The organism is Variovorax sp. 01T432, from assembly GCF_056398605.1.
In genome coordinates, this window is record NZ_JBFTPS010000014.1 from 1 (window position 1) to 18,213 (window position 18,213).

General features: G+C 68.5%; 18 protein-coding genes. 10 read left to right on the plus strand and 8 right to left on the minus strand.

Annotated features, from left to right (window positions below; genetic code table 11):
* The first annotated feature begins 320 nt into the window (after window positions 1–320).
* From AC1DNF_RS13005 to AC1DNF_RS13025, 5 genes are all read left to right on the plus strand, one after another.
* Window positions 321–1,490 (plus strand): ROK family protein, encoded by a 1,170-nt coding sequence (locus AC1DNF_RS13005; RefSeq protein ID WP_478149018.1) that lies wholly within the window; start codon window positions 321–323, stop codon window positions 1,488–1,490.
* Window positions 1,487–2,995, plus strand: a complete 1,509-nt coding sequence (locus tag AC1DNF_RS13010) for a sugar ABC transporter ATP-binding protein (protein WP_478149019.1) — start codon at window positions 1,487–1,489, stop codon at window positions 2,993–2,995. The genes AC1DNF_RS13005 and AC1DNF_RS13010 overlap by 4 nt, the downstream gene beginning before the upstream one ends.
* Window positions 2,988–4,004: an ABC transporter permease gene (locus AC1DNF_RS13015; RefSeq protein ID WP_478149020.1), complete on the plus strand. Its 1,017-nt coding sequence runs from the start codon at window positions 2,988–2,990 to the stop codon at window positions 4,002–4,004. Before AC1DNF_RS13010 ends, AC1DNF_RS13015 begins: the two co-directional genes overlap by 8 nt.
* A gap of 78 nt (window positions 4,005–4,082) precedes the next feature.
* The gene (locus tag AC1DNF_RS13020) at window positions 4,083–5,051 is read left to right on the plus strand and encodes a substrate-binding domain-containing protein (protein WP_478149021.1); all 969 of its coding nucleotides are present in this window, start codon (window positions 4,083–4,085) and stop codon (window positions 5,049–5,051) included.
* 171 nt (window positions 5,052–5,222) lie between these two features.
* Window positions 5,223–6,386: a Gfo/Idh/MocA family protein gene (locus tag AC1DNF_RS13025; protein ID WP_478149137.1), complete on the plus strand. Its 1,164-nt coding sequence runs from the start codon at window positions 5,223–5,225 to the stop codon at window positions 6,384–6,386.
* Between the two features lie 27 nt (window positions 6,387–6,413).
* Here AC1DNF_RS13025 and AC1DNF_RS13030 read toward each other — a convergent pair whose 3' ends face one another.
* From AC1DNF_RS13030 to AC1DNF_RS13045, 4 genes are all read right to left on the minus strand, one after another.
* Window positions 6,414–8,132 carry a hypothetical protein gene (locus tag AC1DNF_RS13030; RefSeq protein WP_478149022.1) on the minus strand — a complete coding sequence of 573 codons (1,719 nt, stop codon included), beginning with the start codon at window positions 8,130–8,132 and terminating at the stop codon, window positions 6,414–6,416.
* A 140-nt stretch (window positions 8,133–8,272) separates the two neighbouring features.
* Entirely contained in the window at window positions 8,273–8,917 is a 645-nt protein-coding gene (locus AC1DNF_RS13035; RefSeq protein WP_478149023.1) for an SCO family protein, read from the minus strand.
* On the minus strand, window positions 8,866–9,306 hold the full coding sequence (locus AC1DNF_RS13040; RefSeq protein WP_478149024.1) for a hypothetical protein: 441 nt from the start codon (window positions 9,304–9,306) through the stop codon (window positions 8,866–8,868). Before AC1DNF_RS13040 ends, AC1DNF_RS13035 begins: the two co-directional genes overlap by 52 nt.
* A gap of 23 nt (window positions 9,307–9,329) precedes the next feature.
* Entirely contained in the window at window positions 9,330–11,645 is a 2,316-nt protein-coding gene (locus tag AC1DNF_RS13045) for an RICIN domain-containing protein (protein WP_478149025.1), read from the minus strand.
* 247 nt (window positions 11,646–11,892) lie between these two features.
* On the opposite strand from AC1DNF_RS13045, the gene AC1DNF_RS13050 reads away from it, so the two are divergent.
* Entirely contained in the window at window positions 11,893–12,468 is a 576-nt protein-coding gene (locus AC1DNF_RS13050; protein ID WP_478149026.1) for a cyclic nucleotide-binding domain-containing protein, read from the plus strand.
* Window positions 12,469–12,492: 24 nt separating this feature from the next.
* On the opposite strand, the gene AC1DNF_RS13055 is transcribed toward AC1DNF_RS13050, so the two are convergent.
* The 3 genes from AC1DNF_RS13055 to AC1DNF_RS13065 are packed head-to-tail and all read right to left on the minus strand — an operon-like array spanning window position 12,493 to window position 14,540.
* The gene (locus tag AC1DNF_RS13055) at window positions 12,493–13,011 is read right to left on the minus strand and encodes a TPM domain-containing protein (protein ID WP_478149027.1); all 519 of its coding nucleotides are present in this window, start codon (window positions 13,009–13,011) and stop codon (window positions 12,493–12,495) included.
* A 2-nt stretch (window positions 13,012–13,013) separates the two neighbouring features.
* Complete coding sequence (locus tag AC1DNF_RS13060; RefSeq protein ID WP_478149138.1) at window positions 13,014–13,928, minus strand: TPM domain-containing protein; 915 nt, start codon at window positions 13,926–13,928, stop codon at window positions 13,014–13,016.
* Window positions 13,929–13,943: 15 nt separating this feature from the next.
* On the minus strand, window positions 13,944–14,540 hold the full coding sequence (locus tag AC1DNF_RS13065; RefSeq protein ID WP_478149028.1) for a LemA family protein: 597 nt from the start codon (window positions 14,538–14,540) through the stop codon (window positions 13,944–13,946).
* Between the two features lie 44 nt (window positions 14,541–14,584).
* Here AC1DNF_RS13065 and AC1DNF_RS13070 point away from each other — a divergent pair, with 44 nt between their 5' ends.
* From AC1DNF_RS13070 to AC1DNF_RS13085, 4 genes are all read left to right on the plus strand, one after another.
* The gene (locus tag AC1DNF_RS13070) at window positions 14,585–15,352 is read left to right on the plus strand and encodes a hypothetical protein (protein WP_478149029.1); all 768 of its coding nucleotides are present in this window, start codon (window positions 14,585–14,587) and stop codon (window positions 15,350–15,352) included.
* A gap of 56 nt (window positions 15,353–15,408) precedes the next feature.
* A complete protein-coding gene (locus tag AC1DNF_RS13075) occupies window positions 15,409–15,861 on the plus strand; it encodes a YybH family protein (RefSeq protein WP_478149030.1) in 453 nt (150 codons plus the stop codon).
* Complete coding sequence (locus AC1DNF_RS13080; RefSeq protein ID WP_478149031.1) at window positions 15,861–16,841, plus strand: YheT family hydrolase; 981 nt, start codon at window positions 15,861–15,863, stop codon at window positions 16,839–16,841. The genes AC1DNF_RS13075 and AC1DNF_RS13080 overlap by 1 nt, the downstream gene beginning before the upstream one ends.
* A 128-nt stretch (window positions 16,842–16,969) precedes the next feature.
* Window positions 16,970–17,512 carry a DUF2946 family protein gene (locus tag AC1DNF_RS13085; protein WP_478149032.1) on the plus strand — a complete coding sequence of 181 codons (543 nt, stop codon included), beginning with the start codon at window positions 16,970–16,972 and terminating at the stop codon, window positions 17,510–17,512.
* A gap of 64 nt (window positions 17,513–17,576) precedes the next feature.
* On the opposite strand, the gene AC1DNF_RS13090 is transcribed toward AC1DNF_RS13085, so the two are convergent.
* Window positions 17,577–18,212 carry a c-type cytochrome gene (locus AC1DNF_RS13090; RefSeq protein ID WP_478149033.1) on the minus strand — a complete coding sequence of 212 codons (636 nt, stop codon included), beginning with the start codon at window positions 18,210–18,212 and terminating at the stop codon, window positions 17,577–17,579.
* Window position 18,213: the final 1 nt, after the last annotated feature.

Genomic DNA, 18,213 nt, shown 5'->3' on the forward strand with positions numbered 1-18,213 from the left:
CTCAACAGCGTGCTGAACATCGCCTGGTTTGACCGTATGGGACTACCCAGACTCTCATGACCTAAAACTCTCGAACCGCCCGGTGCGGACCCGCATGCCGGGTGGTGTGGGAGGGGCGCAGTCTAGGAAGACTGCCCCCTATCCCGATCCCTGGGGCATTCAGGCGACCGCTTCGGCCTGAATTTGTCCGAAGTTGAGTCTTGTTCGGCTGAAGCCATCCCCCTAGTATTCGCGTTCGCCCGGCACCCAGAGGCCGGCGACAACGAAGAACGATGGAGACAAGACGCTTGGCACCTTGGAGCCGCCTCACATCCGATGAGATGCAGCTGCTCGAGACCACTTTCTGGTCCGCGGGCGGTTCACGTCATGGCATGGCCGAGCGGCTGGGCTTCTCCAAGAGCAAGGCCAACGCGCTCATCGCCGGCCTGGTCGACCAGGGCCTGCTCGAAGAAGCCGGCCTGCAGCGCTCCTCCGGCGGTCGCCGTGCCGAAAACCTTCGCTTCCATGCCGGTCTCGGCGTGCTGCTCGGCGTCGACATCGGCGCCACCAGTCTGGACGTGGCCGTGCTCCGGCCGGACCTTAGCGTGCTGGCCCAGCATGCCGAGCCCGCGGACGTGCGCGAAGGGCCCGGCGTCGTGCTCGCGCGCGTGCGCATGCTGCTGCGCGATCTCCTCGACCGCTGCGGTCTGGATGCCCGGCAGGTGATCGGCATCGGCATCGGCGTGCCCGGGCCGGTGAACTTCGAGATCGGCCAGCTGGTGAACCCACCGCTCATGCCGGCCTGGGACAGTTTCTCCATCCGGGACTACCTGCGCGAAGACTATGCCGCGCCGGTGTTCGTCGACAACGACGTCAACCTGATGGCGCTCGGCGAACTCTGGCGGCTCCAGCGCTCGCTGCCGAACTTCCTCGTCATCAAGGTCGGCACCGGCATCGGCTGCGGCATCGTGTGCCACGGCGAGGTGTACCGCGGTGCGGCCGGCTCCGCCGGCGACGTGGGCCACATCTGCGTCGATCAGGAGGGTCCGCGTTGCCACTGCGGCAACCTGGGCTGCGTCGAAGCCATGGCGGCCGGGCCGGCGATCACGCGCATGGCCATGCAGGCGGCGGAAGCGGGCGAGAGCGCCGCGCTGGCCGAATGCCTGCGCACCCACGGCCGCCTCGACGCCGTCGACGTCGGGCAGGCCAGCCGGGCCGGCGACGCGGCGGCCAACGCCATCGTCCAGCGGGCAGGCAGCCTGATCGGCCAGATGCTCGCCTCGATCGTGAACTTCTTCAATCCGTCGCACATCTTCATCGGCGGCGGCATCACGCGCATCGGGCCGCTGTTCCTCGCCGCCGTGCGGCAGAGCGTGTACCAGCGATCGCTGGCGCTCTCGACGCGGCACCTGGAAATCCAGTACACGCCGCTCGGCACGCAGGCCGGGCTGACCGGCGCCGGTGTGCTGGCGATGCAGGAGACGCTCAGGGTCCGCGGAGTCGCGCCATGAATCCGCGCGGCAGCGTCGCCGTCGAGTTCGACAACGTCGTCAAGGCCTTCGGCCCTGTGCAGGTACTCCACGGCCTGAGCTTTTCGCTGCAGCCGGGTCGCGTCTATGGCCTGCTGGGCGAGAACGGCGCGGGCAAGTCCACGCTGATGAAGATCCTCGCGGGCTACGAGCCGCTCACCGGCGGCAGCCTCCGGGTCAACGGCGAGGCGCAGCATTTCGGCGGTTCGCGCGAGGCGGAGGCCCTCGGCATCGTGCTGATCCACCAGGAGTTCAACCTCGCCGAGGATCTGAGCATCGCGCAGAACATCTTCCTCGGCCACGAGAAGAAGAAAGGCTGGCTGCTCGACGACGCCGCGATGGCGCGGGACGCCGCCGCCGCGCTCGCCCAGGTCGGTCTGGACATCGACCCGGACACCAAGGTCCGGCGGCTCATCGTTGCCGAGAAGCAGTTGGTCGAGATCGCCAAGGCGATCTCGCGTCATGCGCGCCTGCTGATCATGGACGAGCCCACCGCGACGCTGACGCCCGGCGAGACCGAACGCCTCTTCAGGCTCATCGCGCAGCTGCGCGCCGAGGGCGTGACCATCGTCTACATCTCCCACAAGCTCGACGAGGTCGAGCGCATCACGGACGAAGTGATCGTGATGCGCGACGGCCGTTTCGTGACGCGCTCGCCCACCGCCGAACTCACGCGCCACCAGATGGCCAATCTGATGGTCGGCCGCGAACTCGCCGATCTCTACCCCCCGCGCGACGTGGTGGTCGCCGCCACGGCGCCGGCGTTGCGGGTGCGCGACTTCAGCGTGCCCGGCTGGGCGCAGAACGCGAGCTTCGATGTGCGGCCCGGCGAAATCCTCGGTTTCGCGGGCCTGGTCGGGGCCGGCCGCACGGAGCTGTTCGAAGGCCTGCTGGGGCTGCGTCCGGCGAGCGGCAGCGTCGAGATCCTCGGGCGCCCCGTGCAGCTTCGCAATCCGCGCGATGCCGCCAGGCACGGCCTGACCTACCTCAGCGAAGACCGCAAGGGCAAGGGCCTGCACGTGCACCTCGGCCTGCGGCAGAACCTCACGCTGATGGCGCTGGAGCGTTACGCGACGCCATGGCTGCACCCCGAAGCCGAGCGCGCCGCGCTGGCCGAAGCGGTGAAGGACTACGGCATCCGCACCGGCGACCTCGAAGCCCGCGCATCCTCGCTCTCGGGCGGCAACCAGCAGAAGCTCGCGCTCGCCAAGGTGCTGCAGCCGCAACCCAAGGTCGTGGTGCTCGACGAGCCTACGCGCGGCGTCGATGTCGGCGCCAAGCGCGACATCTATTTCCTGATCCAGCGCCTCGCTCGCGAGGGGCTGGCCGTGATCGTCGTCTCCTCGGAGCTGATGGAGCTCATCGGCCTGTGCCATCGCGTCGCCGTGATGCGTGCCGGCCGGCTGGTCACCACGCTCGACGCCGAGCACCTGACGGAAGAGGAGCTCATCGCCCATGCCACAGGAACAGCCCCCCTCCATGCCTGAAGCCAAGACTGAAACCCCCGCCAAGGTGGCGCATCGCGGCGAAGCCGGCCATCGCTGGACCGAGCGCCTGCACGGCTTCGGTCCCGTGATCGGCCTGGTGCTGCTGTGCATCGCCGGCACCCTGCTCAACGGCGATTTCGCCACCGTCGACAACGCGATGAACGTGCTCACGCGCACGGCCTTCATCGGCATCATCGCGGTGGGCATGTGCTTCGTCATCATCTCGGGGGGCATCGACCTGTCCGTCGGCTCGATGGCCGCGCTCATCGCGGGCAGCGTGATCATGTTCATCAACTGGGCGGGGCCCGCGTCCGGCTCGCCGCTGCTGGCGGTCGTCCTCGGCGCGCTGCTCGCCGTGGTTCTCGGCGCCGTCTTCGGACTGGCGCACGGCCTGCTCATCACCAAGGGCCGCATCGAGCCCTTCATCGTGACCCTGGGCACGCTCGGGATCTTTCGCGCCTACCTCACCTACTTCGCCAACGGCGGGGCGCTTACCCTCGACAACGAACTGTCGGATCTCTACGCGCCGGTCTACTACGCGAGCCTGCTGGGCATTCCCATTCCGGTGTGGGTGTTCCTGGTTGTCGCGGTGATCGGCGGCGTGATCCTCAACCGCACGGCCTATGGGCGCTATGTGCAGGCCATCGGCTCCAACGAGCAGGTCGCGCGCTATGCCGCGGTGGGCGTGGACGGCGTGAAGATCATGACCTACGTGCTGCTCGGTGTCTGCGTCGGCATCGCGACCCTGCTCTACGTGCCGCGGCTCGGCTCGGCCTCGCCGACCACCGGCCTGCTGTGGGAGCTCGAAGCCATCGCCGCCGTCATCGTCGGCGGCACCGCGCTCAAGGGTGGGGCGGGCAGTGTCACCGGCACGGTGATCGGCGCCATCCTGCTCTCGGTCATCAGCAACATCCTGAACCTCACCAGCATCATCAGCGTGTACCTGAATGCCGCGGTGCAGGGCATCGTGATCATCGTCGTGGCATTCCTTCAACGTGGGCGGCGCTGAAATACCGACCTCCCGGCGCCCGCCGCCCGTTCCGCTTTCATTCCCGTTCCATCGCTTTCACAACAGGAGACAAACCGCATGACTTCCATCAACCGACGCCTTGCATTGACCGCCATCGCCGCCGCCTTCGCGGCGCTCCCGGCCTCCCAGGCCCTGGCGGACGAGCCGGTCAACCTCGGCGTATCGATTCCCGCGGCGACGCACAGCTTCATGGGCGGCATCAACTACTGGGCCAACCAGGCCAAGAAGGACCTCGAGAAGGCGCACAAGGACCTGAAGATCACCATCAAGACGGCGGCCAACGCGCCCGAGCAGGCGAACCAGCTGCAGGACCTCTCGACCGTGACCAAGATCAACGCGCTCGTGGTCTTCCCCTTCGAATCCGCCGCGCTCACCAAGCCGGTCGCCCAGGTCAAGGCCAAGGGCACCTACGTCACGGTGGTCGACCGCGGCCTCACCGACACCAGCGCGCAGGACGCCTATGTCGCCGGCGACAACACGGCCTTCGGCAGGATTCCGGCCGAGTACATCGCGAAGAAGCTCAACGGCAAGGGCAACGTGGTGGCGCTGCGCGGCATCGCGACCACGCTGGACAACGAGCGCATGGATGCCTTCAACGCCGTCCTCAAGAACTACCCGGACATCAAGCTCCTCGATGCCAAGTACGCGAACTGGAACCGCGACGATGCCTTCAAGGTGACGCAGGACTACCTGACGCGCTTCAAGAACATCGACGCCATCTGGGCGGCCGACGACGACATGGCGGTGGGCGTGCTCAAGGCCATCGAGCAGGCCAAGCGCGACGACATCAAGATCGTGTTCGGCGGCGCGGGCGCCAAGGGCATGGTCAAGACCATCATCGACGGCAAGGACAAGCGCATCGATGCCGACGTGAGCTACTCGCCCAAGTTCATCTACGACGCGATCAAGCTCACGGCGGAAGCCCGTCTGAAGGGCGAGAAGCTGCCGGCGACGACGATCATCCCTTCGGTTCTGATCACCAAGGACAACGCCAAGGACTTCTACCACCCCGATTCGCCGTTCTAAGCACACCCCCAGGCTTCGCGCACTTCGTGTCGCTTCGCCTTCCCCCTTGCAGGGGGCAACACCGGCGGACCGGCGCAGCCGGATCCGCGGTGTCTTGCGCGAACACGCTGGTGAGGTGGCCGTTCTTACTTCCTTGCCGAGGAGATGGCGATGCCTGTTCGTCGCACCGAGATGACCGATACCCCACTTCGAAAACTGCGCTACGCCATGGTGGGCGGCGGGCGCGATGCCTTCATCGGCGCGGTGCATCGCAGTGCGATCGCGCTCGACGGCCAGATCGAACTCGTCGCCGGCGCGCTGTCGTCGAGCGCCGAGAAGGCCCTGGCCTCGGGCCGCGACCTGTTCCTCGCCGAGGATCGCAACCACGCCGACTGGCGGCACCTGCTGGACGACGAACTCAAGCGCCCGCCGCGCGAGCGCATCGACTTCGTGTCGATCGTCACCCCGAACCATGTGCACTACCCGGTGGCGCAGGCCTTCGTCGACGCGGGCTTCCACGTGGTGTGCGACAAGCCGCTCGTGCACACCCGCGAGCAGGCCGACGCGCTCGTCGCCGCCGTGGCCGCCCGGGGCACCGTCTTCGGCGTGACCTACAACTACACCGGCTACCCGATGGTCCGCCAGGCGCGCGAGATGGTGCGCTCGGGCGACATCGGCGAGGTGCGCAAGGTGGTCGTCGAATACAACCAGGGCTGGCTCGCGACGCGGCTCGAAGGCGAGGGCAACAAGCAGGCCGAATGGCGAAGCGACCCGGCACGCAGCGGCGCGGCCGGTGCCATCGGAGACATCGGCTCGCACGCGGAGAACCTGGTCGCCACCGTCACCGGCCTGGAGATCGAGAGCCTCTGCGCCGACCTGAGCTCCCTCGTGCCCGGACGGCCGCTGGACGACGACGGCAGCCTGCTGCTGCGCTTTCGCGGTGGCGCGCGCGGCGTGCTCATCGCATCGCAGGTCAACACCGGCCTGGAAAACGACCTGCGCCTGCGCGTGTCAGGCACGCTGGGCACACTGGTGTGGCGCCAGGAGCAGCCCAGCGAATTGACGCACCTTCCGCACGACGGCCCCCGGCGCATCCTCACGCGCGGCGCGCCGTGGCTGTGCGACTCGGCGCGTCGCGCGAGTCGGTTGCCGAGCGGACATCCGGAAGGCTTCATCGAGGCCTTCGCGAATGTGTATGGCGGCGTCGCGGCAGATATACGCGCACGCGTCGAGGGCAGGAAGGCCGACCCGCTCGCCGCCGACTACCCGCGCGTGGAAGACGGCGCGCGCGGCGTGCGCTTCATCGAGCGCACGGTGGCATCCGCGAAGAGCAAGTCCAAATGGACGTCATGGTGATGCGCGCGGCCTGGGGGCGAGCAACGCTCACATCGTGGTCGACCGCATCCGCGGGCTCGCATCGAATGCCGGCGCCAGGTCGGACATCTCGATACCGACTTCATCGAGAATGTCCGGCGGCATCTCGATGACCACGGGCGTTCCCCGCCGGCGCTCGATTTCCACGCCAGCGGCGTCCGCGAGCTGCTTCGGGGTGTACGGGTAGGGCCAGTTGGTGGTGTTCGGTCCATCGAAAGCCACGAACGCCATCGCCTGCCCGTAGGCCGCATAGAGCGCCGGCAGCGTCGCAAGCTTGGTCACGCCGTCGGCCGCGAGCATGGCCATCTGGTCGGTCGTCAATCCGGACCGGACCTCCTGCAGCGCCGCACTCGTCAACTCGAGTCCCGAGGGCGTCGTCAGCGCCGCCGCGGCTTCCTTCGCCGGGGAAATGGCGCTCTTGATGGCCGCCTGCGCCGCGAGCACCGCGCTGAAGCCCGCCGTCAACACGAGATGAGACGTCCATCCGTCAGCCGTGGTCAAGGCGTCGCGAATTCCTCCGGGGAGTTGCGTCACCGCATTCACCAGGTGCGAAACACAGCGCTTGCCCACGTTGAGGGCCTGCGTCGCCAGGGGCGCCTGCAGGGCATCGATGCACTCCGCGAGGTCCTTGCGTCCGCAGAAGTGATGGAGTCCGGCCCGTCCTGCCGTCTGGTCGCGGGCCTGCATGTACACCTTGAATGCCATGGAGGCGACCATGCCGCCCCCCACATCGAGGGCATTGTCGACCGTCGCCGCCAGGGCCCTGTCGCCCTTGCCCGCGACGATACCGGCCTCGATGAGGTACCGGCCCACGTTCCGGCCCCCATAGGTGCCCATGAAGCCGAGCGCCAGGTCGCGTCCCAGGCTGTTCATGGTGTGCTGTGACTTCTCCCGGGCCTCCAGAAGGCTCGGGGGCAGGAGATCGTCCTCGGGCCTCGTGAAGTAGGCGCGCAGAAAAGTCTTCTTGGCCGCCGGTCCGCTCGCGACATCGGCCACCGAGAGCCCGAAGCCCGCGCCCGCGCCCACGGCCGCCATGTGGGCGGGCGTCGTGCCGCCCACGGATGAAACGAGCATCCCCGCGCCCTGCTCGTTGATGGCGAGGCTGGAAAGGTTGAACGCGAATCCGGACACCATGCCATTGGCCGCGCCGGTGGCCAGGTCTCGGCGCCGGGCGGCGTTGAAGATGTCGCACAGCTTGTCCTTGGTGTCGATGCCCTTGTCGAGCAGCGTCTGGTTCTGCTGATGGATCAGCTTGTCGATCTCGTCCGCGTTGCTTTCGTTTCGAATGCAGCTGAAGACGAATTCGAGGCAATCCCTGGTCGTTCGCAGCGCCGGATTGTTCCTGATCTGCGTGACGTTGTTGATGTTGCTGAACGGCTCGCCATGCCCGCTGAGATCGATCTCCAGCGATTGCGGAATCGACTGCACGGAGGCTTCGAACTGCGCCGCCAGGTTGGTCTGGGCGCGGTGAAGCTCAGCCGGGGACAGGCCGAGCGAGGATGTGGGGAGCGACTGCGCGCGATCGTTTGCCGACGCGCGCACGGCGCCCCTGTTGCGAGGCAGCAGCCCCGCCAGTTCGTTGGACGGCGACCCGGCCGGCGTGGAGGCGTCGGACTCGCCGTCCCGCGCCGATCGGCTGCCGCTCACGTCGGGGCCTCCCGGCGAGGACGCGGTCTGCGACGCGCTGCGAATGTCCTGAAAGGGGCTGTGGGGACCGATTGCTCTCATGTGAATGACTCCATCGTGAATTCGTGGATAACAGTGAATGGCGGACGTCCAGCGGGGACTTTGGGGCTTGTCCCCCATGGCGCCATTCGCGTCGGCGAACACTCGAACACCGATGCGAAGTTCACGATGCCGCGAGCGGCTCAGGAAGTCGCGATCTGCACCATCGCCTGCGTCAGCACGCGCGAATCCGGCAGTTCATCGAGCCGATAAGCCAGGCGGCCCTTCTCGTCGAACAAGAGGATGCCCGCCTCATGCCGGTCCCGCTCGGCAGCCCCGGAACCCAGCGTGCGCAGGGCATCGAGCGCGGCGCTGCTGTTCGCCTCCGGCAACGCGGCATGCCAGGACGCGCCGGCGCCGAACTTGCGCAGCCATTCGAGCAGCCGCTGCGGCGAATCTCCCAGCGCGTCGACGCTCACGGACAGCAGCCGCATGTCCTGCCGGCCCAGGTCGCGCAGTTGCTGCTGGGTCGACGCGAACACGGCGCCGAGCAGCGGGCATGTGCTGCTGCAGGTGGTGAACATGAATTGAAGCGCCGTGACCTTGCCGGGCAGCCAGCGCCGAAGGTCGACGCGGCGGCCGTCCGCCAGCGTCGCCGGCAGCGAAGGCACGGGCAGCGGCGGCTGCACGGGGCCGAGGCCGCGCGCCGACGCGGGAGGCTGGAGGCCCGCGCTCGCCGCCAGCGTCATGCCCGCCCCCAGCAAGGTGCGTCGGCGCAGCCCGGCGCCGCTGGCCTTCAGTGCGCCGGGGCGGGTGGGGTGTTCAGGTAGCTCCACAGGTGCTCGCATTCCTTGTCCGTCAGGTCGAATCGCGGCATGCGCGATGGCAGTTGAATCTGTGCCGGGTCGATGCCGGTGCGCAGGGTGCGGCAGAACGCAGGCAGGTCGTAGGAGGTCGGGGGGCCGTTGCGCCGCGACTGGAGTTCGCCGAGCCAGCCTCCCTCCAGGCGAGGCGCAAGGCCGGAGGAGGACGACGCGATGCGCTCCGGCCCCCGCGCGTCGTCGCCGTGGCACTTGGCGCAGGCCAGCACATGGGGCGGCATGTCGGTCGAATGCCCGGCGAGCCGTCCCTTGAGCGTCGCGGCGCCGTTGTAGAGCGCCGCGCCGTGCGCGCGGTCCTGTGCGAGGCCCGCGAGCGAGCAGGACGCCGAGAACAGCAGCACCGTCAGGCGCAGCATCCGCGGCCGGCAAGTCGCGCCTCTCACAGTGCGGCGATGTTGACGGTCTGGGCGACGCTCGGCACGCCCTTGGCATTCATCGCGAACAGCATGTAGTTGCCGGGCAGCAGGACGCCGGGGTCGCCCGGCAACTGGAGCGTGTAGTTCGTGCCGTCCTGGCTGGTGGCCGCCAGTGCGATGCGGCGCTGGTCGTTGTTGACCGTGTGCGTCGCGGAGGACAGCCGGATCAACGCGAATTCGCGAATGGGCTCGCTGGCCGTCACGCCGAGGGTTCCGCCGACCTTTGCCGGCAGGCCGGCGGTCCGGATGCCGGGCCGGGCCGCGGGCGTGCCGTCGGCGTTGAGCAGGTAGGGCGGCGTGAGCACCTGGTAGTCCGCATGGTTGGTGTTGCAGGCGCCGCAAAGGCCGCCCCCGCCGGTCCAGACGCGCCCGTCGGCCAGCAGCAGCGCCACGCTGTGGTAGTTGCGAGGCGTCTCCATGGCGGGCATGCGCTCGAAGACCCGCGTCACGGGATCCCACATCTCGGGAACGAGGATCGAGTTGTCGTCGCTGAAGGGAACGGCGAACGTCTGGCCTCCGAGCACCATCACATGGCCCGTGGGCAGCACCACGCTGCTGTGAAAGGCGCGCGCATAGGCCATGGGCGCGACGCGCTCCACCTTCAGGCCATTGCCGGCATCGATGAGCTGTGCCGATCGTGTCGCATGGGCGTTGTCGTAGTTCAGCGCGCCGCCCGTCTTGAGCATGCGGTCGGTGCCGAAGTACGCCAGGCTGCCGTTCATGCTGTCGGCATCGTCGCCGCGCAAGCCGGCCGACACGATGCTGCCATTGCCGCCGTTGGCCGTCACGTCGATCCAGTTCATCTGCCTGCTGGGCCCCGCGTGCAGGAGCCGGCCGCCGCTGAGCACCTGCAGCCACAGCTGGTTGTCGGCACGGTAGACGCCGCGCCCATCGGCCGTGGCCACGTTGCCGGCGGGAATGCCGCGGCGCAATGTCCAGCCGCTTCTCTCCGACCACACTTCGCCGATCTTGTTGTCCCAACCCCCGCTCCAGGATCCGCCCAGGGTGAAGGCGGTGCCGTCGGGAATCATCACGCTGCCCTGGTAGCCGCGGCCGATGTTCATCGGCGCCGCGGTGGACCAACGGCCGGTCACCGGGTCGTAGATGCTCGTCTTGTTGCTGTCGCTGCCGCCGTTCACCAGGATGCGGCCGTCCGGCAGCATCACCGTGCCGGGGCAGAACATGTCGTGCCCCGTGTCGGCGATCAGATAGGTCGATCCGGACCTGGAGACGGGATCGAGCACTTCGGTGTAGGTCTTGCCGCCACCCCCGTTGAAATAGAACTTGCCTGCCGCCGACCAGGTGAGGATCTTTCCGTCGGGCAGGTGTGCCGCCGCGGCGGCGTTGACGTCCGTCTTGACCGGGCTCGACCACTGCCCGGGCAGTGTCGGCACGTGCAGCGTCCACCTGTCGTGCTTGTCCCTGTCGGTGCAGTGGGCCTGAACCAGCCTCGTGCCGGCATCGCGGAACTGCTTCGGTCGCGTGAGCTCGTCCAGGGCCAGGCACATGCCGCTGTGCTCGGACACCAGGCGCCATGCATCGCCGATCTCGCGCAGTCGCCACTGTTGATTGCCGCCGGCGTGGCATGGGTACTGGATCACCGCGGCGCCCTGCACCCTCGACGCAGCCTCGACGTCGAGGCACATGCCGCTGCCCAGAGAGACCAGGCGCAGCTTGCCGCCGCCGGCGTTCTGTGCCAGCCATTGCTGGCTTCCGCCGCCGTTGCAGCCGGACTGGATGGCCGCCGCCGCGACCGCCGGCCTGCCACTCGCGACATCGACACACTGGCCGGTTTCCCGCGACATGATCGCGAAGGGCGTCGTCTCGCCGAACACCTTGTGCTCGAAGTGGAAGACCTGATTGGGGCTGCCCGCGCAAGGGTACTGGATCAGGCCCGTGCTGTCCGTGCGCGCGGCTCCATACACATCGAGGCACATTCCGCTGTGCCTTGCCTTGAGTGTGTAGCCCCCGTTCTGCGCCGTCAGCATCCACTGCGTGGCATCGGGCGCGTCGCAGGCGCCCTGCACGACTTGCGCGGCCGGGTCCGTCGAGGCCCGCCAGACGCTCAGGCACGAGCTCGAATGGCGCGCCTGGAGTGCGTGGTAGCCGTCACCCGTGGGCCGCAGTTGCATCCGCCTGGCATCGCTGCCATCGCAACTGGCTTGAACAACTCGCGCGCCAGGGGCGCGCGAAGCGTTTTCGATGGCAAGGCACTTGCCGCTGTGCGACGCGATGATGCCGCCATGAGGCACGTTGGTGACCTCCGCGCGCGCGCCCATGCCAATACTTGCTGCAGCGGCTGCGAACAGCGCTGCGCGAACTCCGTGAAAGAACTTCAATTTTCCAAACTCCCTGACCAGAACCAAAGCGCAACAAGCCCATGGAAACCCATCGATGGGCGTGGTCGCCGGCACAACGCGCGCTGGATGTCGCGCGGCTGGCGGCCTTCGATGCGCGGGGGAGTATATGAACTGGAAGAAGCCTCAATTCCTCGTTCCTGAAGCATTCTCGCGATGAAAATGCCGCATGCAATATTCTGGTGAAGTCCATTCCGGCATCGACTTGCGCGCGCATGCCATGGCGCTGCTGGCCCAGGCCGCGCCGCTGGCCGCCATGGCGCGGGACGAGGCGCGCACCGTGGTCGACGCCATGCGGCCGGTGCGCCTGGTGGCCGGCACGCTCCTGTTCGAGGAGGGCGACGCGATCGACAACGACTACATGGTCCTGGTGCTCGAAGGCCAGCTGCGCGCCGTCCACAGCACCGGCATGCCGGGCGAGGAGTCGGTGATCTCGGTCATCGGCCCCGGAAGCCTGCTGGGCGAAATGGGCGTGATCGATGGTGGACCTCGTTCCGCAAGTTGCACGGCGCTGACAGATGTCAAGCTCGGCGTGCTGTCGCGAGCCGCCCTGATCGAGCTGGTCGATGCGCACCCGGGCGCGGCCGCCCGCCTGATGCTGGGTCTTTCCAAGGGCCTTGCCGAGCGGCTGCGCGAAGGCAACCGGCGGCTGCGCACGCTGTCGCAGGTCACGCGCGCCCTGCAGTCCGAACTGGACGCGGCCCATGCCGTGAACCGGCGCCTGCTCGACGCGCAGGATCTCTGACAAGCGCCCGCGTCGCCCGTCCCTTCAGAAGACGACCGGCGCGTCCGGCAGTTCGTTGCGGTTGGGCTCGCCGTCGGCCAGTGGAAAGTGTGCGACCAGCAGCGCCGACATTTCCTCCAGCGCCAGCGTGAGCCCGTCCTCGAAGCGGCCTTCGCGAAAGGCCGCGCCCATGCGCCGCGCCATCGCGCTCCATTGCTCGGCGTCGACGCGCGCGTCGATGCCGCGATCCGCCACGATCTCGATCGCGCGTTCGGCCAGCAGCAGGTAAATGAGCACGCCGTTGTTGTGCTCGGTATCCCACACACGCAACTTGCCGAACAGCGTGATTGCGCGCTCGCGCGCGGTCGCGCCGCGCCACAGGTAGGACAGCGGCAGGCCGGCTTCGATGCAGATGCGCAACTCCCCGCTGTGTCGCCGCTCGCTCGCGCCGACGCGGCGCGCGAGCCGCTCGAGGGCCGCCGGCGGCAGCGCGCGGCGGACATCGGCCTCGTCGAGCCAGCGATGGCGCCACAGGCGCGCGAAACGGGAGAGCAGGCTTGCCATGTCTACCAGTTCCCCGAGGCGCCGCCGCCGCCGAAATTGCCGCCGCCGCCGGAACTGAAGCCCCCGCCGCCCGACGACGATCCGCCGCCGCCCCACCCGCCGCCGCCGAATCCGCCGAGCCCTCCACCGCCGCGATGGCCCACGCCGCTGCCGAAGGCCGTGGACAGCAGCGTGAACAGCAAGGCGGCCATCCCCGCGAGCACGGCGACGACGATGCTGGAAGTCAGCAGCATCGCCAGCACGCCGATGACAGTGCCCAGCGCCAGCGACCCGGCGATCTTGCCCAGGATGGCGCGCGCGATCGGGCCGCCGACCATCACGGCGATGAACAGGAAGATGGCGAGGTCCTGCCAGTTGAATCCGCCGCGGGAAGTGCCTTGATCGAAGCTCCCGCCGTGGGCATCGACCTCCGGCAGCGCTTCGCCGTTGACGCGTGCGATGAGCTGGTCGGCCGCCGCGTCCAGCCCGCCGGCGAAGTCGTTCTGCTGGAAGCGCGGCTTCATGGCCTCGTCGATGATGTGCGCCGCCGCGAGATCGGGCACCGCGCCCTCGAGCGCCTTGGCGACCTCGATGCGCATCTTGCGATCGTTCTTGGCGACCACCACGAGGATGCCGTCACCGACCTCCTTGCGTCCGATCTTCCAGGCATTGCCCACGCGGTTGGCGTAGCTCGCGATGTCTTCGGGCTGCGTGGTCGCGACCATCAGCATCACGATCTGCGAGCCCTTCTTCTGCTCGAAGGCCTGGAGCTTGGCGTCGAGCGCCTGGCGCTGTGCCGCATCGAGCGTGCCGGTCTGGTCGATGACCCGCGCATCGAGAGCGGGCACCGGCAGCAGCGCCTGGGCCTGCGCGCCCAGGAGCGCGACCGCCATCAGGAAGACGGCTGTCAGGGCGCGGCGGAGGCAGGCGGCCATCATCGGGGCCAAGGGGCGCTACTTCTTCGGCGCGCTGAAGTCGACCGTCGGCGGCGTGGAAATCTGCGCTTCGTTCTGCACGCTGAAATTGGGCTTGGGCGCGTAGCTGAAGACCTTGGCCGTGATGTTGGTCGGGAAGCTGCGCGCCAGCACGTTGTATTCCTGAACCGTCTGGATGTAGCGGTTGCGCGCCACCGTGATGCGGTTCTCGGTGCCCTCGAGCGTCACGCGCAGGTCGCGGAAGGCCTGGTTGGCCTTGAGGTTGGGGTACTGCTCGGAGACCACCAGCAGGCGCGACAGCGCACTGGAGAGCTCGCCCTGGGCCTGCTGGAACTTGTTGAAGGCCTCGGGGTTGTTGAGCGTCTCGGGCGTGACCTGGATCGAGGTCGCCTTGGCGCGCGCCTCGATCACGCGGGTCAGCGTCTCCTGCTCGAAATTGGCTTCGCCCTTGACCGTGGCGACGATGTTCGGCACCAGGTCGGCGCGTCGCTGGTACTGGTTGAGCACTTCGCTCCAGGCCGACTTGCTGGCCTCGTCGAGGCGCTGGAAGTCGTTGTAGCCGCAGCCCGAGAGCGACAGCGCGGCCAGGATGATCAAGAGCCAGCGTTTCACCATATCGAAGATCCTCGTTGCGTAGTCGGCAAAGGTAGCATAGTTGCATGGCCGTCGATCCCTTCCATGCGCTGCAGGGCGCGATCCATCCCGCGGCGCCGCTCCCGGCGGGCGCGGCCGAGGCGGGGACGCTGCTGATCGCAGGCGCGACCGGCGCGCTCGGCCAGGAAGTGGTGCGGCGCCTCGCGGGCAGGCACCGCTTCGCCCATACGCGCGTGCTCGCGCGCGAGCCCATTCGCGATGGCCTGCCCGGGGTCGAGACCGTGCAGGTGCCGGCCGCCGCCATTGCGCAGTGGCCGCGGGTCGAGGCCGATACCGCGCTGGTCCTGTTCGAGCCCCCCCGCCTCTACTACGACCGCGAGCGCGCCCTGTGGACGCCGCAGCCGGCGCAACTGCCGGCCCTCGCGGGCTGGCTGCGCGCTTGCTGCGTGCGCACGCTGGCCGTCGTGCAGCCCCACGCGCAAGGAAGCCTGCCCGAGGCCTTGAAGCGCGGGCTGGCCAACCTCGACGAGCAGGCCGTGGTCGCGCTGGGCTTCGAACGGGTGCTGTTCGTGCGGTCGGCGCAGAAGCCGGCCGAGGCCCGCTTTGCCAACCCGGCCGAGCGGCTGGCGGCGTGGATGCTGTCCATCACGCGCTTCATGGTGCCCACGAGCGAGCAGCCGGTGCGCGCCTCCAGGGTGGCCGAGATGGTCGATGTCGCGCTGCGCGTCGCCCCGCCCGGCGTCCACGTGGCCGCGCCGGAGCTGGTGTGGCGGGCGGCGCAGGGCGAACTGCGCACGGTGGTGGAGCGCTGGCTGGCCGTGTCTCCCCGATAGGTCGTACGCAAACCCGAGCTGGATGCAAAATCGGCACTCTCCCGGCAGCATTTCCCATGTCCACCAAGACCAAACTCCGCGCCGCCACTCTCGGCGGCACCGCCGACGAAGTCGAAACGACTTTCTACGAAGCCTTGCAACGTGGCGACATCGACGCGCTGATGGGCTGCTGGGCCGACGAGGAAGAAGTGTTCTGTGTCCACCCCGGCGGCCCACGGCTGGTGGGCCAGGAAGCCATCCGCGCCGCCTTCGAGCACATGTTCTCCAATGGCGCCATCCGCGCCACGCCCGCGCGCGTGCGCAAGGTCGAATCGATCGCGAGCGCGGTGCACAACGTGCTCGAGCGCGTCGAGGTGCTGACCTCCGAAGGACCGCGCCATGCCTTCGTGCTGGCGACCAACGTCTATCACAAGACAGCGCAGGGCTGGCGCATGGTTGCGCACCATGCGAGTCCGGGCACGGTGCATGAAGCCGGCGACGCCAGCGAGGGGCCTCAGACGCTTCACTGATGCAATACGTCGCGCCTCTCTGGTTGCCGGGCGGCAATCTCCAGACCATCTGGCCGGCGCTCTACGCGAAGCGCGCGGAGGGCGCGCCGCCGGCCTACCGGCGCGAGCGCTGGGACACGCCGGATGGCGACTTCATCGATGTCGATTTCGTCGATGCCCCGGGGGCGGGGCCGAAGCCGCTGCTGGTGCTCTTTCACGGGCTCGAGGGTTCGTCGCGCAGCCACTATGCCGAGGCTTTCGCCGCGTTCGCGCTGGCCAAGGGCTGGGACTACGCCGTGCCGCATTTCCGCGGCTGCAGCGGCGAGATCAACCTGGCGCCGCGTGCCTACCATTCGGGCGACTTCGAGGAAATCGCCTGGGTCCTCGGCAGGCTGCGTGCGCGGCGGGACGCGGCGGGCGGCGGGCGCCTGCTGGCCGCGGGCGTCTCGCTGGGCGGCAATGCCTTGTTGCGCTGGGCCGAAGAGGCCGGAGAAGAAGCCTCGAAGCTGGTGAGCGCCGTCGCCTCGGTCTCCGCGCCGCTCGACCTGGCGGCCGGCGGCGCGGCGATCGGACGCGGTTTCAACCGGCTGGTCTACACGCGCATGTTCCTGTCGACCATGAAGCCCAAGGCCCTGGCCAAGCTGGCGCAGTTCCCGGGATTGTTCGACCGCGCCAGGCTCATCGCGGCGCATGACCTCCATGCGTTCGACAATGTGTTCACGGCGCCGCTGCACGGCTTTCGCGATACCGACGACTACTGGGCGCGCGGTTCGGCCAAGCCGCACCTGCATGCGATCCGCATTCCCGCGCTGGTGGTGAACGCGACCAACGACCCTTTCGTTCCAGCAGCCAGCCTGCCGGGCCCGCACGAGGTCGGCGCGCATGTCACCCTGTGGCAGCCCGCGCACGGCGGCCACGTGGGCTTCCCGCTGGGCGCGCCACCCGGCCACGTGCGCGGCATGCCTGAGCGCGTAGGCGCCTGGCTCGACCAGCACCTCTAGCACCGCCAGCAGCGCTTTGCCAAGGGGCCGCCGCGCCCGGCCGCCCGAAGCGGCCGGCCCGCCCCCGGCAGGGGGTAGGCGAAGCGACACGAAGTGCGCGAAGCCTGGGGGGGAGCAAAATGCCCCCCATGGATGACATCGTCAGGCAGGCTCTGGTCAAGTGGCCCAACGTTCCGCATTGCTACGGCTGGCTCGGGCTGGACGCGCGCGGCAACTGGTACATGCGCGACGACCGCACGCAGGCGGCCGGGCCGTTCTCGACCGCCAAGGGTTCGATGCTGCGGCACGACAAGCTGATCGATTTCATCCAGCGCAACTATGAGCATGACGAGCGCGGCCAGTGGTTCTTCCAGAACGGCCCGCAGCGCGTCTACGTCGAACTCGAGGCTGCTCCGTGGATCTGGCGCCTGGGCGAGGACTTCTCGGTGAGCTCGCACACGGGCCTTGCCGTGGAAGTTTCGGAGTGCCTGCTCGACGAGGAGGGCAAGCTCTATCTGGTCGCGCCCATCGGCCTCGGCCTGGTCCATACGCAGGACGTCGGCACGGCGGCCGAGGCTGTGGAGCAAGGACGCTGGACGCCTGTCGAGGTCCGCGCCCAAGACCTGCCCGCGCGCTTCGGCTACGTCGCGAGCCCCGCGGCGCAGGTCGAAGCCCACAAGCACGCCGGCTGAGTCCGAGCCCCCAAATGAAAAGAGCCCGCGTGCGGGCTCTTTGACTGACGGCCCCGGAGGGGGCTTACTTGGCTGCTTCGGCGGCCGGGGCAGCTGCGTTCGCCGGTGCCGCGGCGTCGGAGGCTGCGCCCTCTGGCGCCGCACCTGCCGCGGCAGGGCGGTCCGGCACAGGGAACTTGGCGCCGCCGGCATTGGCCATGTAGACCACCGCACGGCCGACCTCGGTGTCTTCGAAGTCGCCGCCGCCCTGAGGCGGCATCGCGCCCTTGCCCTTGAGCGCATGCTCCAGCAGCGTTGCATAGCCCTGGCCGATGCGAGGGCCCCAGGCCGCGGCGTCGCCAAAGTGCGGCGCGACCGGAATGCCCGGGGTGCCGTGGCAGGTGATGCATTGCGTCTTGAACACGGTCTCGCCGGTGGCGAGGGCGCGGTTGGCGTCGCGGATCTCGATGGAGCCGACCTTCTGCAGGCGCTCGGCGAGCTCGCGGTCACGCGTGTCCTTCGAGACGCCGTAGAGCGCCATGCTGTCGCCTTCAGCCGAACCCGAGGGATGCGTTCCCGAAACCACGTACGAGACGAGGCCGACAATGATCAGGATGGGGGCGATGAACGAGAAGAAGACCGCGAGGAGCAATTGCTTCGGGTTCTTGATCGGGCCAGTGTGGGCATCTTCTGTGGCCTGGTAGTGCGGGTCGTCGCTCATT